This window comes from Thalassospira sp. GO-4, from assembly GCF_023588965.1.
GTDB classification, from domain to species: Bacteria; Pseudomonadota; Alphaproteobacteria; order Rhodospirillales; family Thalassospiraceae; genus Thalassospira; species Thalassospira povalilytica.
Genome location: NZ_CP097807.1, coordinates 2975373 through 2993030, shown reverse-complemented (window position 1 = coordinate 2993030; position 17658 = coordinate 2975373). Strand labels below are relative to the sequence as shown.

14 protein-coding genes are annotated in these 17658 nt (G+C 54.4%); all 14 read left to right on the top strand.

Annotated features, from left to right (window positions below):
* The first annotated feature begins 145 nt into the window (after window positions 1-145).
* Window positions 146-1537, top strand: a complete 1392-nt coding sequence (gene miaB, locus M9H61_RS13790; protein ID WP_228194926.1) for a tRNA (N6-isopentenyl adenosine(37)-C2)-methylthiotransferase MiaB — start codon at window positions 146-148, stop codon at window positions 1535-1537.
* Window positions 1534-2637, top strand: a complete 1104-nt coding sequence (locus M9H61_RS13785; protein WP_250281058.1) for a PhoH family protein — start codon at window positions 1534-1536, stop codon at window positions 2635-2637. The genes miaB and M9H61_RS13785 overlap by 4 nt, the downstream gene beginning before the upstream one ends.
* Window positions 2621-3211 (top strand): rRNA maturation RNase YbeY, encoded by a 591-nt coding sequence (gene ybeY, locus M9H61_RS13780; protein ID WP_101246756.1) that lies wholly within the window; start codon window positions 2621-2623, stop codon window positions 3209-3211. Before M9H61_RS13785 ends, ybeY begins: the two co-directional genes overlap by 17 nt.
* 42 nt (window positions 3212-3253) lie before the next feature.
* A complete protein-coding gene (locus tag M9H61_RS13775) occupies window positions 3254-4234 on the top strand; it encodes a hemolysin family protein (protein ID WP_101246757.1) in 981 nt (326 codons plus the stop codon).
* Window positions 4227-5804 (top strand): apolipoprotein N-acyltransferase, encoded by a 1578-nt coding sequence (gene lnt / locus M9H61_RS13770; protein ID WP_250281056.1) that lies wholly within the window; start codon window positions 4227-4229, stop codon window positions 5802-5804. Before M9H61_RS13775 ends, lnt begins: the two co-directional genes overlap by 8 nt.
* A gap of 83 nt (window positions 5805-5887) precedes the next feature.
* Entirely contained in the window at window positions 5888-6382 is a 495-nt protein-coding gene (locus M9H61_RS13765) for a helix-turn-helix domain-containing protein (protein ID WP_371833735.1), read from the top strand.
* A gap of 305 nt (window positions 6383-6687) precedes the next feature.
* A complete protein-coding gene (gene metK / locus M9H61_RS13760) occupies window positions 6688-7860 on the top strand; it encodes a methionine adenosyltransferase (RefSeq protein ID WP_101246759.1) in 1173 nt (390 codons plus the stop codon).
* A gap of 170 nt (window positions 7861-8030) precedes the next feature.
* The gene (locus M9H61_RS13755; RefSeq protein WP_250281055.1) at window positions 8031-8750 is read left to right on the top strand and encodes a tRNA (guanosine(46)-N(7))-methyltransferase TrmB; all 720 of its coding nucleotides are present in this window, start codon (window positions 8031-8033) and stop codon (window positions 8748-8750) included.
* A 293-nt stretch (window positions 8751-9043) separates the two neighbouring features.
* The gene (locus tag M9H61_RS13750) at window positions 9044-9568 is read left to right on the top strand and encodes an RNA polymerase sigma factor (RefSeq protein WP_233433069.1); all 525 of its coding nucleotides are present in this window, start codon (window positions 9044-9046) and stop codon (window positions 9566-9568) included.
* Window positions 9569-9664: 96 nt separating this feature from the next.
* Window positions 9665-10585, top strand: a complete 921-nt coding sequence (locus M9H61_RS13745) for a FecR domain-containing protein (RefSeq protein ID WP_101246761.1) — start codon at window positions 9665-9667, stop codon at window positions 10583-10585.
* A 173-nt stretch (window positions 10586-10758) separates the two neighbouring features.
* Complete coding sequence (locus tag M9H61_RS13740; protein WP_250281053.1) at window positions 10759-13506, top strand: TonB-dependent receptor; 2748 nt, start codon at window positions 10759-10761, stop codon at window positions 13504-13506.
* Window positions 13507-13685: 179 nt separating this feature from the next.
* Complete coding sequence (locus M9H61_RS13735) at window positions 13686-14423, top strand: calcium-binding protein (RefSeq protein ID WP_250281051.1); 738 nt, start codon at window positions 13686-13688, stop codon at window positions 14421-14423.
* Window positions 14424-14611: 188 nt separating this feature from the next.
* Window positions 14612-16276, top strand: coding sequence for a type I secretion system permease/ATPase (locus tag M9H61_RS13730; RefSeq protein ID WP_250281049.1), 1665 nt, complete (start codon window positions 14612-14614; stop codon window positions 16274-16276).
* Window positions 16273-17637, top strand: coding sequence for an HlyD family type I secretion periplasmic adaptor subunit (locus M9H61_RS13725; protein WP_250281047.1), 1365 nt, complete (start codon window positions 16273-16275; stop codon window positions 17635-17637). The genes M9H61_RS13730 and M9H61_RS13725 overlap by 4 nt, the downstream gene beginning before the upstream one ends.
* Window positions 17638-17658: the final 21 nt, after the last annotated feature.

Sequence of the window (17658 nt, the reverse complement as noted above, 5' to 3'; positions counted from 1 at the left end):
TGATGTGAAATTGGGTTTCACCTGACCGGAAATTCAGATAACGAGATGTCCGAAAGTTCCGGTCTGGCGATTATGCGGAACTCAAGCGCGGTGTGACTTATTCACACCGCTTTTCGGCGTTTTGAGAGAGCGAAACGGATCTTACGTGACTGAACCGAAGAAACTTTTTGTAAAAACCTACGGCTGTCAGATGAATGTCTATGACAGCCAGCGCATGCAGGACGTCTTGGCGCCGCTGGGGTACCAGTCGGTCGACAGCGCCGAGGGCGCGGATATGGTGATCCTCAATACCTGTCATATTCGTGAAAAAGCCGCAGAAAAGGTGTTTTCCGATCTTGGACGCGTGCGCAAGCACAAGGAAGCCAAAGAAGCCAATGGCGGTGACAAGATGATTGTTGCTGTTGCCGGTTGCGTTGCCCAGGCCGAAGGGGCCGAGTTGATGCGGCGCGAACCGATGGTCGATATGGTGTTTGGCCCGCAGACCTATCATCGCTTGCCGGAAATGGTGGCACGTGCCAACCGTGCGATTGGCCGCAACCGGATCATTGATACCGATTTCCCGGCCGAGGAAAAATTCGACCACCTGCCCGCACAGGTTTCAAGTCAGGGATATTCGGCGTTTCTGGCCATTCAGGAAGGCTGTGACAAATTCTGTACGTTTTGTGTCGTGCCCTATACCCGCGGGGCGGAATATTCACGCCCGGCCATGGATGTGATCAACGAAGCCCGCCAGCTTGTTGCGCATGGCACGCGTGAACTGACTCTGCTTGGCCAGAATGTGAACGCCTATCACGGCGAAGCGCCGAATGGCGGTGAATGGACACTTGGACGTCTGTTGCGCGAGCTGGCCGAAATTGATGGGCTTGATCGCATTCGTTACACCACATCCCATCCGCGTGATGTGGATGATGATCTGATTTCGGCGCACCGGGACATCAAAAAGCTGATGCCGTTCCTGCATTTGCCGGTTCAGGCGGGCGGAGATCGCGTTTTGCAGGCTATGAACCGCAAACATACAAACGCCGATTACCGCGAAATTGCCAAACGGCTCAAGGATGCCTGCCCGGATCTGGCATTGTCATCGGACTTCATTGTCGGTTTCCCCGGTGAATCGGACAAGGATTTCGAAGACACGATGGATATCGTGCGCGATGTCACCTTCATTCAGGCTTTCAGCTTCAAATACAGCCCGCGCCCGGGTACCCCGGCATCGGCAATGGAATTGCAGGTGCCCGAAAAAGTCAAAACCGAACGGATCATGCGCCTTCAGGCGCTATTGGCCGAGCAACAGCTTGAGTTCAACCGCAATTCTGTCGGCAAGGAAATGGATGTGCTGCTTGAACGGCGTGGCAAATATGAAGGCCAGCTGGTCGGGAAAAGCCCCTATATGCAGCCGGTCCATGTTTCCGGCCTGCCGGAATCGGCACTTGGTCAGATCGTTCGGTTGAAAATCACGGAAGCGCTGCCTAATTCCCTGGGCGGCGAACTGGTCGATGCCACCACAAACGGCCAGAAATCGGAAAGGAACGTTGCGTGAGCGGCACCCCGACAAAGAACAAACCCACCACCAAAGTTAAACACGCCCCCAAGGATTCCGATAAGATCGAGTTTCAGGACAATGCGCTGGCCCAGCTTTTATACGGGCCGCAGGCAGAAAACCTGACGCGATTGTCCGAACGCACCGGCGTGCAGGTTTCAAGCCGCGGCCTTGTCGTGATGCTTAATGGTGAACCTGTCAAGGTTGCCCAGGCCAAAAAGGTGCTGTCGCAGCTTTATGCGCGTCTGCGTGACAAGGAAATAGAACATATCGATGTCGAAACAGTCGACGGTGCCATTCGTCTTTCCGAACCTGATGATGCCGATCCCTGGAATGGACAGACCAAGGATATGTTTGGCGGATCGCGCCTGACCATCCAGACCAAGAAGCGTCGTATTTCGCCGCGTTCCAAGCGCCAGAAGGATTATGTCGAGGCGATCCTTGATAACGAACTGATCTTTGGTATCGGGCCGGCCGGTACCGGCAAGACCTATTTGGCGGTGGCGATGGCGGTTCAGGCCTTCATCCTGGGTCAGGTTGATCGCATCATCCTGTCGCGTCCGGCGGTCGAGGCCGGCGAACGGCTTGGCTTCTTGCCCGGTGATCTGAAAGACAAGGTCGATCCGTATCTGCGCCCGCTTTATGACGCGTTGCATGACACGCTTCCGGGGGATGTCGTGATCAAGCGCATGGAAAGCGGCGAGATCGAAGTTGCCCCGCTGGCCTTCATGCGTGGCCGGACGCTTTCGCATGCTTTTGTCATTCTGGACGAAGCCCAGAACACCACCCCGATGCAGATGAAGATGTTCCTTACCCGTCTTGGGGAAGGATCACGCATGGTGGTGACCGGGGACATGACCCAGATCGACTTGCCCGATGGCACCAAATCGGGGCTGCGTGACGCGCTTGAGACCATTGGCGATGTCAAAGGGGTGGCGACGGTCAAATTTGATCAGCGCGATGTTGTCCGCCATCATCTGGTGACCAAGATCGTTCAGGCCTATGACGCGGCCGATGCGCTGCGCGATCGCCTGAAAAAGGGCTATCGCGGCGAAAAGGATAGCGCAAACAAGGAAACCGATCATGACGGCACCGCTTGATCTTGATCTTGAGGTCGAAGCAGGCGACTGGCAGCAAGAAGAAATCGCCGCGATCGAGGCTGCGATTATTGCGGCTCTTGATGGTGCGCTTGACGATGGTGCGCTTTGGGATGATGACGCACATCCGACCGACGGAACCCCTGATGAAGGGGACGGGGCGTCGCTTTTGTCTGTGGCCCCGGTGATCGAGGTCGGGGTGCGTTTGTCTGATGATGCGTCGGTGCGCATCCTTAATCGCGACTATCGTGACAAGGACAAACCGACCAATGTTCTGTCCTTTGCCGCCCTTGAAAGTGCCGATGATGCGGATGCTTTCATGATGGCACCGGATATGCCGCTGATGCTTGGTGATATTGTGATTGCACGGGAAACCTGTGCGCGCGAAGCGGTCGAGCAGAACAAGTCGCTGAAAAATCATCTTGTTCATCTTGCCGTTCATGGCACGCTGCATCTTGTCGGTTACGATCATATGGTTGATGATGAAGCCGAAGAGATGGAAGAACTTGAACGTCAAATTCTTGCCGGACTCGGGATTGATGATCCCTATGAACCGATTGAAGACGAGCCGGTTTAGCCGTAAGGCTTTTTTTGAATCAAAGGATGTCGAAACCGACCCATGAACGACATAAGTCAACGCGACGACGACCACGACAGTACGCGCCCTCGCAACGGCGAGGATGCAAATCAGGAGACCGAGAACGGCTCCTTATGGGATAATGTGGCCTCTGCCCTCGGGCTCCGGCGTGGCAAGCCGCGCAATGGCGAGGCTTCTCTCTCCGATACGCTTGAAGAACTGGCTGAGCGGACCGAAGAAGACGACGAACCGGTCTCGCTGCACGAACGTTCCTTGTTTGAAAATATCATTGCTCTGCGTGACATGACGGCAGAAGACGTCATGATTCCGCGTGCCGATATTGTGGCTGTTCCCAAAACTATCGAACTTGAAGCGCTGGTCGAGGTGATGGTCAAAAAGGCCCATTCGCGCCTTCCGGTCTATGGGGATACGCTCGACGATATTGCCGGCATGGTTCATATCAAGGATGTTCTGGGCTGTGTTGCAGCGGGTCGTGAATTCAGCCTTCAGGCGCTTTTGCGCCGGGTTCTGTTTGTGTCGCCCGCGATCCGCGTTCTTGATCTTTTGTCGGAAATGCGGTTGTCGCGCACGCATATGGCGCTGGTGGTTGATGAATTTGGCGGGATTGATGGCCTGATCACCATTGAGGATCTGGTTGAGGAAATCGTTGGCGAAATCGATGATGAACACGATATCGACCAGACGCCGAAACTGATCCGGCTTTCGGACGGTTGTTACATCGCCGATGCACGGTTTGAGGTCGAAGACCTGGAAGAAAAACTGTCTTTCAGTCTGCTGGACGAGGATGAAGACGAAGATATCGATACGCTTGGCGGGCTTGTCTTTTCGCTGGCCGGGCGGGTTCCCGCGCGTGGTGAGCTGATCGAACATCCAAGCGGCATTCAGTTCGAAGTCCTTGATGCAGACCCGCGCAGAATTCGCCGGTTGCGAATCCATATGGTGCGTCGGGAAGTTCAAGCCCCGGCCGAAGACACCAAAAATCAGGAAAAAACGGATGATTAAGACGATGGCGACGCGCCTGGCCGGACTTTCAGGCTGGCGCAGGCGTTTTGTCTGGTTGCTTTCCGGGGCGGTTGCGGTTTTGGCGCTGCCGCCCTTCTTTTTTATTCCGGTTTTGCCGGTCAGTTTTGCCATTCTGCTCTGGAGCCTGGAAGGGGTCCGTTGCAACAAAGGTGCGCTTTCGGCGGGCTGGTGGTTCGGGACCGGGCATTTTGCCGCCGGGTTTTATTGGGTCAGTCACGCGTTTCTGGTGCAGCCGGAAATTTACGGCTGGATGATCCCCTTTGCACTTGCGGGACTTGGTGGCGGACTGGCGATCTTTCCGATGGTTGCGGTCTGGGCTTCGTGGCGCCTGACAGACGGGCTGGTGCGTCGTGCGGTATTGCTTGCCGTGTTCTGGTCGGTGGCGGAGTATTTGCGCGGGCATCTTTTGACCGGATTTCCCTGGAATCTTCTGGGTCACATCTGGACAATTGATGCCGCGCCGATGCAATTTGCATCGGTTGTCGGGGTCTATGGCCTTTCGTTTGTGACGGCGCTATTTGCGACCCTGCCTGCCGCAGTGGTTGGCGGGCGCCTTAGCAAAATGGCCGCTTTTGGTGGTGTTTTGATTGCTGTTTTGCTGTGGGGCGGCGGTGCTGTGCGCCTGTCACTTGCGGGGCCGGACAGCTCGACCCTGCCATTGTCGGAATTGCCGTCAGACGTGCCGGTTGTTCAGATCGTGCAACCAAACATCCCGCAAAAAGACAAATGGCGTCCGGAATTGCAGCGTCAGCATTTCACCAAGCTGGTTGAAATGTCGCGCCGTCCCGCCGGTTTGGATCCGGCGCGCAAACGCATTGTGATCTGGCCGGAAACAGCGGCGACGTTTTTTGTCGAAACCCAGGATGTCGCGCGCATGCAGATGGCCGAGACACTTGGTCCTGATGATATCCTGATTACAGGTGCCCCGCGCACCTATCCGCGCGATACCGATGAATACAAGGTCTGGAATTCCATTCAGGTGATTGATGCATCGGCGCGCATCATTGCAAGTTTTGATAAATTCCATCTTGTGCCGTTTGGCGAATATGTCCCGTTCCGATCGATCCTGCCATTTTCCAAGCTGACAGCCGGGCGGACGGATTTTTCGGCCGGACCCGGTCCGCAGACCTTGTCCGTGCATGACCTGCCGGGATTTTCACCGCTGATTTGCTATGAGGTGATTTTCCCCGGTGCGGTGACCGATCCTGATAATCGTCCCGACTGGTTGTTGAATGTTACCAATGACGGTTGGTTTGGCAAAAGCGCGGGCCCATATCAGCATATGGCAGCCGCACGTTTTCGTGCGGTTGAAGAAGGGCTTCCTTTGGTGCGTGCGGCCTATACCGGAGTATCGGTTTTCTTCGACTCCTACGGGCGTAAACTGGCCGACCTGCCCTTAAGTGCAAGTAATATCATGGTTCACCCACTTTTGAGTGATAAAAACCATACTACAGTATATTATTTGTGGCGTGATATTCTATTTTACGGTATTGTTACCTTCTTTGCCGTTCTCGTTATGGGATATAATCGTCGATTAAAATCCCTCTAGGCGGCTGTTAAAGGCACCGAACCGTCCACAAATTGTCCCAGTTAATAAGGACGGGTAGGTCGGAGTGAGAGAAGGAAAAAACAATGTCGCCCAAGGATGATAGCGCGATGGTGAAAAACACCCGTGGTCGCGGTCGTGGCCGGACTGCAAGTGGTAAACCGAATCCTGTTGATATTCACGTTGGCGCACGCGTCCGTCTGCGTCGTACCCTGCTTGGCATGAGCCAGGAAAAGCTGGGTGAGGCAATCGGCCTTACATTCCAGCAGGTTCAGAAATATGAACGCGGTGCAAACCGTGTTGGCGCATCGCGCCTGTATGATTTGTCGCGTGTTCTTGAAGTACCGGTTTCGTTCTTCTTTGACGATATGCCTGATGAAATTTCATCGAAATCGGTCCATGAACGTCGCGAAATGTCCGAAAGCCCGGATCCGTTCGACAATGATCCGATGAACCGTCGCGAGACCCTTGAACTGGTTCGTGCCTATTACCGGATCACCGACCCCAACCAGCGCAAGAAAATCTTCGAGCTGGTCAAGTCGATGGGGGCCTTGCAGGCCGGCGATGCTGACCAGAAATAATCGCGCTTTGACAAGCCGTTAAAGAAGGCGCATTTCGTGGATGACGGGATGCGCCTTTTCTTTCTGCGCAATCGGGTGGCCAGACTATGCAATTTTCCGGTTACCATTTTGCGTCAATGATGCTTGACCTGTAAAAACCGATCAGGCAAAAGCGTCATGCAGCCGTCATAACGGCAGAGATATGTGGACGGATTTGGACCGCTTGCCACCACACAAAAAAAGGCTAAGTGGGCGCTATCGACACCAACCCGGTGTTGAGAGCCCTCCGGTCCAGTTTTGGAAACCCATTACCGGAGAAGGTCTTAATGTCTCTTTCCGAATATCTTTTTACCAGTGAATCCGTCTCGGAAGGTCATCCGGACAAGGTTTGTGACCGCATTTCCGATTCCATCGTTGATGCGTTCCTTGCTGCTGACGAAGATTCGCGCGTTGCCGTTGAAACGCTTGCGACCACCAACCGTGTGGTTCTTGCCGGTGAGGTTCGCGGTCCTGAAAGCGTGACCAAAGACGTCATGATCGAAAAAGCGCGCGAAGCCATCCGCGCGATCGGTTATGAGCAGGACGGTTTCCATTGGGAAACTGCCGAAATCGAATGCCACGTGCATGAACAGTCTGCAGACATCGCACAGGGTGTGGATTCCGCTGGTGAAAAGGACCTTGGCGCCGGTGACCAGGGCATCATGTTCGGTTACGCATGTAACGAAACCGATGAACTGATGCCGGCACCGATCCAGTTCTCGCACCGTATTCTGCGCGCAATGGCCGAAGATCGTCATTCCGGCAAAGCAGCCCAGTTCGGCCCGGATGCGAAAAGCCAGGTAACCCTGCGTTACGTCGATGGCAAACCGGTTGGCGCAACGTCGGTTGTGGTTTCGACCCAGCATGCCGAAGGCCTGTCGCAGGAAGATGTCCGCGGTCTGGTTCTGCCCTATATCGAAGCTGCCCTGCCGGAAGGCTGGATGCCGGCTGCTGATGAAATCTATATCAACCCGACGGGTCGTTTCGTCATTGGTGGTCCCGATGGGGATGCCGGCCTGACCGGACGTAAAATCATTGTCGACACCTATGGCGGTGCCGCACCGCATGGTGGTGGCGCGTTTTCGGGGAAAGACCCGACCAAGGTTGACCGTTCGGCAGCCTATGCTGCGCGTTACCTGGCCAAAAACGTGGTTGCTGCCGGTCTGGCAGAACGTTGCACCATTCAGCTTGCCTATGCGATTGGCGTGTCCAAGCCGCTGGCACTGTATGTCAACAACCACGATACCGGCAATGTTGACGAGCTTAAGCTTGGCGCGACCTTGCGTCAGCTGATGGATCTCAGCCCGCGCGGCATTCGTGAACATCTTTCGCTGTGCCGTCCGATTTACACCCCGTCCTCTGCTTATGGTCACTTTGGCCGTCAGCCGACCGCAGATGGTGGCTTCTCCTGGGAGCGTACCGATCTTGTGGGTGAACTGAAATCGGCATTCGGCGCCTGATCATCAGGCAGCAGCATTGCAAAAGTGCGATTTGCCAAATGCGCACGACATGATATGAGGCGGGCGACCCGGATGTTCGGGCCGCCCGTTTTGATTTACGTGATGTGTTTCGCCTTGCGGATCTGTCACTTTGACCGAGTTTGTCCCGACCCTGATCAACTGATACGACCATGCGCAACAAAGAACGCCCGATTCCGACACCTGATCGCCCGAATTTCTATGGCCGCCGCGGAAGCCGACCGCTCAAGGATTCCCGCAAGGCGCTGGTTGACACCATGCTGCCGAAAATCGGGATCAGCTATCCGGACGTCGCAGGGGTCGATCCCAAAAGCTATTTTGATGGTGATCCGGATCAGCTGTGGCTTGAAATCGGATTTGGCGGCGGGGAACATCTTGCCGGTCAGGCCGAAGCCAATCCGAATATCGGGATCATCGGGGCGGAACCCTTCATGGATGGGGTTGGCAGCCTGCTGCGCCATCTTGATGAGCGCGGCCTTGGAAATGTGCGTGTGGTGGCCGATGATTCGCGCCCGCTTCTTTATAAGCTGGTTGATGCCTGCTTTGATCGCGCGTTTCTGTTGTTCCCTGATCCCTGGCCAAAGAAACGTCACGCCGAACGTCGCTTTATCGGGCCGAAGAACCTGGCACTTTTGGCACGGTTGTTAAAAGACGGGGCAGAATTTCGGGTGGCCAGTGACGATATGCAATATATCTCCTGGACCTTGCAGCATATGCACAACCATCCCGACTTTGAATGGTTGGCCGAAGGCCCGGATGACTGGCGCAGCCCGCCCGTGGACTGGGTCAAAACCCGATACGAACAAAAAGCCCTTCGCCAGGGCAAGAAATGCAACTATCTGCGGTTCCGTCGCAAGCCGCGTCAGGCCTGAGACGTTGGTTTGCCTGCTGATCCGGTTCGGATTTGATCAATGCCCGGCGTTCGTAATCGATGCGTCGGGCATTTCCGTATCCAAAGGCCGGACGCCGATGATGATCGGAAAAGCGGCAATCTTAAATTGCAGTTTTGACTTATACTCACGTACAGAAATATAACAAAATATTGAGAATGATTGTCATGTGCGATAAAACAAGTGCGTTAATGACTTGAAGTCACAACAATGCCGCGCCAAACGCCCCACTTTTCCGGCGCATATACAGGCGAAAACAGCCAGAGGTCCAAGCCGTGACACACTGGGATGTCAATACATTGTTCAGAACCTATCGGCGCCGGTTGCTTCAATTTGTCCAGCGCCGAAAATTGTCGTGGCATCTTGCCGATGACATTGTTCAGGACACCTTTTTACGCGTCGTGGCAACGCCATCTTTGCCCGAACAGCGTTTTGCGCAGTCTTACCTGTATCGGACTGCGAACAATCTGGTAATCGATCATTTCCGCCGTGAACGGATCCTGTCATTTGTGTCGGATCCGGATATGGCGTTTGAACTGATTGCAGATGACGCCCCAAACCCGGAACAAATCGCCTGGTCAAGGCAGGAGCTCCGCCGGTTGCAGACCGCTCTTGATGCTTTGCCGCGCCATTTGCGTGACGTTTTCATACTGGCGCGTGTGGGCGGGGAAACCTATGTCGATATCGGCAAAAAACTCGGCATTCCAAGCCAGACAGCCTTCAGCCGCATGGTCAAGGCGCTTACCATCGTAAAGGAAGCGATGGAGCAGGACGAAAAAAACAGATCTGCAATCAGATAAATCCAAATCCCGTTCGTCCTATGATTGAGCCCGTCTGTTTGCCAAGGGATTCTGGACGGGATCATCCGCATTCATGTAATTGACAGACATGCTGATATGACCCGTTTTCCAAACCCGGACAGTGGCTTCCAGACGCCGACAGAACAGGCTGCGTACTGGTTTGCGTTGCTTCTTGACGGCAGTGAAACCGAAGAAGACCGCCGTGCATTTGCGTCCTGGATTGAAAAAGACCCACGCAACATGACGGCCTTTAACGAGGTGGAGCGGCTGTGGAGCGGCAGTTCAAGTCTGCATCTGGCGGCCAATAACAAGGTCGGACGGCGCGCCTTTTTGGGCGGCACTGTCGTGGCCGGTATTCTGGCGACCGGTTGGGGTGTGCAGCGTTATCACCCGACAGCCGATTTCCGAACGGCAACCGGTGAACGGCGGGAACTCACTTTGCCTGGCGGTATGAGGGCACTTTTGGCAAGCGGGACAACCATGTCGCTTGTATCGGGACAGGGTCTTGCAGGTGTTGAACTGCATGAAGGCGAAGTCTGGTTTGATCACAGCAAAGGCAATCGTGATTTCTTTGTTGCTGCGTCCGGTGCAAGAAGCTGGTCGCGTGGCGGCAGTTTTGATGTGGCCCGATACGATGATCAGACGACTGTCACGGTTGAACAAGGCAGCGTTGCGGTGAAACTCGCCGATCAGGCCCGACTGGTATCGGGGGGACAGGCGGTCACTTATCATGATGGAAAAATGGGCGCGGTTCATGATGTCAATATCGCCAATGCCCTTGCCTGGCGTGATGGCCGGCTTGTCTTTGTTGGCGACAAGCTGGGGGATGTGGCGCGCATTCTTGAACGCTGGCAATCAGGAAAGATCATCGTCATCGGAGACCACGTCGCCAGTCGCAAGGTAACCATGAGTGTTGATCTTGATCGCACCCGCGACGTGTTGCCAACCCTTGCAGGTGCCTTGTCGCTAAAGATTGACCAGTTTACCGATTATCTGACGGTTATTCGCGCCGCCTGACGTCGTGGTGTGTCTCTTTGCGTGCCTCTTGGCACAGGCTATTTAATGCGAATAAAAATTATTTTCATAAAAAACCATTTATTTTCAGATAAATGAATTTTCACTTCGTCTCAGAAAGTAACGAAAAACGAATGCGAGGCATTTGCATTTCGTGAAATCAGGAGAAGAATGAAATGCTGTCTAACGGGGGCGGTCGCACGATGTTCGCGGCCAACAAAAAACTGCCTGCTGCTACTTCCTTGGGGGGAGTACGTTTTGTCACTGCCACTGCAATCGGCAGTGCCATGATTGCGATGATGCCGGTCGGAGCAATGGCGCAAATGCAGGATAATGCGACAGTTGTGCAGACCGAGGAAGTCGCACAGGTCAAGCTGTCTTCCGAAATCTATGACTTCGATATTGCAGCCCAGCCGATTGGTGGGGCACTGGTTGCCTTTTCGCGTATTTCCGGGATTGATGTTGTTGTTGATGGCGTATTGCCCGAAAGCACAATCAGCCCGGCCGTAAAAGGCGCCATGTCGCCATCTGCTGCGCTTGATATCCTGACATCGCAGACCCCGTTTCAGTGGGTCGTGCTTAACGGTACAACCATCTCGGTAATTATCCCGGCATCGGACATATCGGGGGAAAATGGCGCGCAAACCTTGCCGGTGATCGTCACTGCCACAAATCGTGCATTGGGGCCAAACGGGGTTCCCGATGAAGTGTATTCCACCCCGGGTTCGGTATCGGTCATCACGCAGCAAAGCATGCGCAAGGCGCCGGTACGTGAAGCACGTGAGATTTTCAACAATGTTGCCGGTGTGGATGTTGCAAACGATGCGCAAGATCCTGGTCTGACGGTCAATGTGCGTGGTCAGCAGGAAATGGGCCGGGTAAACGTCAATATTGATGGTGCGCGTCAGAACTACAATCAGCTGACCCATGGCACGGCATCACGTGTTTATGTCGATCCGGCACTTCTGGCCCAGGTTGAGGTCGAGAAGTCTGATTTGGCCAAGAATGGTGGTGCGGGTACATCTGCCGGTATCGTTACCATGCGAACGCTCAATACGCAGGATATTGTCGATCCAGACGAGGAATGGGGCGGCAAAGTCAATCTTAGCCGCGGTACAAACCAGTATGACTTTGCAGGTGACGTTGCCGTTGGTGCACGTGTTTCGCCAAAGTTTGATCTATCTGCCGCAGTTAGCCGAAAAGTCGTCGGAGACTATCGCCCGGGGACGCATAACCCGGGCCTTTATCAGGAAATCGATAGCACACCAAAGTATGTCGATGTTTACAGTTCGCGTCCGGAATACAGTTATGTCCGGCAAACATCGGGTCTGGTGAAGGCGAACCTTTTTCTGACGGAAGATCAGGAGATAAATCTTGGTTACGTCGGAAGCAGCACTTCATACACAAAGTCGAGTGATTCGACGAACAACTATCAGGACCACAATAAAACTGACGTTCATACCCTAACCGCTAAGCATGTCTGGAACCCGGAATCAGACCTGATTGCCATGAATAGCGGCGTCTACTGGACAAGGACACAGAACCACCAGTTCCGACCGGCGCGATACAATGCCGGCGGCGCGGTGACGACGGACTCCTTTGATAACCAATATACGCTCGATACGTTGGGTGGTGAGGTGTCAAACAGCAGCAGCTTTGACTTTGACCTGAGCAGCGATGTCTCCAGTCATCTCGGTCTTGATTACGGTGTCGAGTATTTTCAGGACAAGGCCAAAACAAGTGCCGAGCTTGGCGGTCTTGGCGGCGCGGGTGCTGCATATGAAATTGAAGGTGGCACGCCAGCTGGCGAACGCGACGTTTCCGGGGGCTTTGTCGCCGCCACTTATGACTTTAACAACATGTTCGAGCTCCGGGGCGGCCTTCGCTATGACAGGTACTCACTGACCGGCGATTCCTATTGGTGTGAGGAACAGAACTCCGCCAACCTCTGTGAGGATGGTGGCACACCACTGAACATTGATCTCAGCGAAGATGCGTTTTCGCCATCGGTTGGCGCCAGTTTCAATGTGACTTCGGGAATTCAGCTATTTGCAAATTATCGCCGGAACATGCGTGCCCCAACCATCATGGAATCAATGATCAAGGGCGATCATATCGGTGACAATGCCGGGTTGCCGTTTTACTCCAACGCAAACCTGAAGCCCGAAGAAAGCGAGACGAAAGAAGTTGGTGTCAACTTCAGCTTTGACAATGTCCTTCGCCAAGGCGACGGGTTCAGGGCAAAGGTTGCTTACTATCGGACCGCAATTGATAACTACATCACATTGGCCAATGTCCCGCAGCCAACTCCAAAAAGGACGAACCTTGGGGTTATCACGAATACTTCTGTCGAGGCCGAGGCAATCGTCAATTTGACTGACCCGGTATATATCAATGGTACTGAAGCCGAGCTGTCTTACGATGCTGGAGAATTCTATCTCGGTGGTACGATTTCGATCTCCGATACCGATCTGTCAGGCAACCACAACCCATATGTTCTCGACACAGCATATGATCCCTTTGCTGCGGTAAACTATACGCAATTGGGTGCCACCTATCTTTCCTACAGCGATGTAAATTACGGGACAGCTGATCGGCTTTTCGGGATTTATGCAATTCCAAAGCGAAAATACACGGTTGATGGCGGGTTCAGACTGTTTGATCAGGACCTGGTTCTTGGAATGCGAGCTTCATTTGTTTATCCGCAGGATAACTTTGGCAGCAGCAACTCGTCCTCGATCGTCTCGAAGTATTTCAAGTACCGGGTGTTTGATTTCTACAGCTCATATGAAATCAACGAAAATCTCACACTGAGATTAGCGGTGAACAACATGCTTGATGAAGCCTATGTGCAGGGGACAGGCGGAACATTCGCCCCGGCACCAGGACGAACCGCCATACTGACTTTTAGCGGCAATTTCTAGCGTAACGCCGCATCGGCTAGATGTTGAACCCAACCAGGCATACGCCTGGTTGGGCTTTCGCGCTGTTCAAATTAACATATTGATAATAAACAATTTTTCCATTGACTCGTAAAGATAATAAGAGTCATTCTCATGATGTTACTCGCTAAATGGGTAGCTTAATGACAGGAGAAACTGACATGACTATTACGATTGATCTCAACGCGGCATCTTCGGGTGCTGGTGTGGACCTGCATGGTGTTATTGAAGACTTCAACAACAACTTTTCGCTTGGTTCGGGCAACCACGGTACTTTCTATGATGGCTTTGCACCGTCGAGCTATTACGGTGGTTCGCAGTTCCTGGCGACCGACCAGGATAGCAGCAGCAGCTACACCGGTTCTGTGCTTGCGACTGCGGGAAGCTCTGACTTTGCCTACGACATCAACACGCACACGATCACGGGCAATCTCGACAAACTGTCCTTTGGCACCACCCTTGGTGTTGCGGACAACGGAACTGAATTTGATTTCACCGATTCGCCTGTTGATATCTCGGGACTGAACCTGTCGAACAGTGACACCAATGGCGTCCTTGTTGACATCTATTCGGGCAGCACCAACACGCTGGAATCTGTCCTTGATTCCGGTGTCGAAATCAACGGCAGCGCCGGCGCTGACGTCATTGGCGGCTGGGCTGGTGATGATGTTCTTACCGGCAATGGCGGTGCTGATGTCTTTGAATTCGACAGCGCGTCGGACTTTGGCGATGACACTGTTACCGATTTCACCGATGGCACGGATCTGATTGATCTTGATTACAGCGAAGTGACCGTCTCTGACGACGGTGCAGGCAATGCTCTGATCACCCATGCCAATGGCACTGTGACGCTGACCGGTGTCGATTACGCCGACATTGACCAGAACGACTTCGTTTAACGAAGACGGCCCATCCCGCAAGGTGCGGAACGGGCACAAGGTCTTTGATCCAGGGTGCTGCGCAACAGCAGCACCCACCTCACCCTACCCGATTTTTCTGGAATATAAAAAGCGTGTTTGGACAGGCATCTTCGAAATCAGATATGCGAACCGGCAAATCCCGGCCGCTCTCTGAGGCAATTTCATCCTTGCGCCGTGCGTTTGTTGCAGTCGCAGCGCTTAGTGGTGTATCCAATATCCTGATGCTCACAGGCCCGCTTTTCATGCTTCAGGTTTATGACCGGGTCCTGGCCAGTCAGAATGTCCCCACACTGGTCGCATTGAGCGGGCTTGTGGTTTTTCTGTATCTGTTTCTGGGCAGTGTCGACGCCCTTCGTGCCCGCATGCTGATCCGGATTGGCTGGCGGGTTGATGAAAAAATAGGTCCGGATGCATTGATGCAGACCTTTGACCTTGGACTGCGCAATGCCCGCGCCAATAATCAGCCATTGCATGATCTTGATCAGATCCGGCAATTTCTGGGGGGGGCCGGCCCGGTGGCAATCTGCGATTTGCCGTGGATGCCGGTATTTCTGGCCATTGTTTTTGTTTTCCATCCCTGGCTTGGTGTTCTTGCACTTGTCGGCGGGGCGTTGCTGGTTGTCCTGACCCTGATCAGCGAAGTCGTAACCCGCAAAAAGGTCGCCACCATGAACAGTCAGACCGTCCAGCGCGATCGTCTGGTCGAAGCCGGTCGGCGCAACGCCGAAGCCTTGCGGGCCATGGGTATGGAAAAGGCCTTTTCCCAAAGCTGGGCAAAACTCAATAATCGCTATTTGCGCGACAACACTGCGGTTGGCGACGTCAATTCTACCTTTTCGGCCTATATCAAGGTCATCCGTCTGGCCTTGCAGTCCGGGGTGCTGGCGCTGGGGGCGTATCTGGCAATCCATCAGGAAGTCACACCGGGCACAATGATTGCGGCCTCGATCCTGACTGCACGTGCCTTGTCGCCGGTAGAACAGGCGATTGGCAACTGGCGCGGTTTTGTTGCCGCCCGACAGGCCCGGCGGCGTCTTGATGAAATGCTGGTCACACAAGGACAAAGCGAAGATACGCGTACCCGTCTTCCTGCGCCGTCGCGAAATCTGACGGTATCCAATCTTGTGGTCGGAACGCAGGACGGAAATGCACCGGGCCAAAGCAAGGTGTTGTTGCGGATCAATGCCCTGACGCTCAGTGCCGGGGACGGATTGGGTGTTATCGGGCCAAGCGGATCGGGGAAATCGACCCTGGGCCGTGCACTGGTCGGGATTGGCAAGATGCGTGGCGGCAAAATCCGTCTCGACGGGGCGGAATTGTCTCATTGGGGTCGCGACGAACTGGGCAAGCATATCGGCTATTTGCCACAGGATGTCGAACTGTTTGACGATACGGTGGCACGCAACATTGCGCGATTGCAGAACGGTGCATCGTCGAGTGACATCGTTCAGGCCGCAAAGTCGGCCGGTGTTCACGATATGATTCTGTCGCTGCCCAACGGGTATGACACGCGTATCGGGGTGGGTGGTGTTGTCTTGTCGGGCGGCCAACGCCAGCGGATCGGCCTGGCGCGGGCATTGTTCGGGAATCCTTTCCTGATCGTGCTTGATGAACCGAATGCCAGCCTTGATAGCGATGGCGAACAGGCATTGTTGCAGTCCGTTCAATCCGCACGTGCGCGCGGGGCGATTGTTGTGCTGATCGCCCACCGTCCCAGCGCCCTTGCCACGGTCAATCTGGCCACCGTGATTCAGGATGGCCATCAGGTTGCCTTTGGCAAACGTGACGACATTTTGCGCCGAACCGTTCGCCAGGTAGGAGAATCCGCATGACCAGCTTGCAACTCCTGTCGCGCGGGCGCATGGCACAATCCATCAGACCCGGTCGCAGTGCACGTTTATCCGCCGCACAGGCAACCTTGCGCCGCCATATCATCATTGGTTGCGGTGTGGTGGTGGCCCTGTTTGCCGGATTGATGCTTTGGCTGACATTTGCCGAGCTGTCCGGTGCAGTGGTCGCATCGGGCAAGCTGGTTGTCGAAAGCAACGTCAAGGATGTCCAGCATTCGGACGGCGGTATCGTCGGCGAAATCCATGTCCGTGACGGTGATCGGGTGTCGGCCGGTGATCTTTTGATCCGGCTTGATGACACCATGGCACGGGCCAGTCTTGGGATTGTCGAGACGCAATTGTCATCTTTGACAGCACGGCGCATGCGCCTGACCGGGGAAAGGGACAATCTGACGGAGCTTCGCATTCCGGATGCCTTTACGGATCGTCTTGATGATCCGGCGATTGCCGAACTGATTGCCGCGGAACGCAATTTGTTCAATGCGCGCCGCGAAAGTCTTGAAGGTGAAAAGCAGCAGCTTGTTCAGAAGCGCGCCCAGCTTTCAGAAACCATTACCGGCTTGACCGCCCAGAAAACAGCCAACGAAGAAGAACGTCGCCATATCGTAGATGAATTGACCGGGCTGGAAGGTTTGTTTGCCAAGCAACTGGTTCCGATTACCCGTGTGGCGGCCCTGCGCCGTGAACGGGCAAGCCTTGACGGGACGCATGGGGAACTGACGGCCGAGATTGCCGCGACCCGGATGCAAATGTCGGAAACAGAAATGCAGATATTGCAGCTTGATCGTGTGCGCCAAACCGAAGTTCTTGGCGAACTGACCGATATTGACCAGCAGATCGCCCAGTTGATGCAGCAACAGATTGCCCTGCGCGACCAGCTGCGTCGCATAGACATTCGCGCACCTTATGACGGAACGGTCTATCAGCTTGCCGTGCATACGGTCGGGGGTGTGATTGGTGCGGGCGATCGCATTATGGGCATTGTGCCTGATCAGGATGAGCTGGTGATCGAAGCCCATATCAATCCGCGCGACATCGAACAGGTCGTTCCCGGTCAGGAAGCGGTATTGCGATTCACCGCCTTCAATCAGCGAACCACCCCTGAGCTGTTCGGTCAGGTTTCATTCGTGGCGGCCGATCTTGAACGCGACGAGTTGACTGGTGATACATATTATATCGTGCGCATCAGAATCGGGTCTGGCGAAGTTGCCAAGCTTGATGGCCGCGACCTGGTGCCGGGAATGCCGGTGGAAACCTTCCTTGCGACCGGCGAGCGCACGGCGCTCAGTTACCTTCTTAAGCCGCTTTCCGATCAGTTTGCCCGTGCGTTTCGCGAAGATTGATCAAATTGAAATCCGGACATT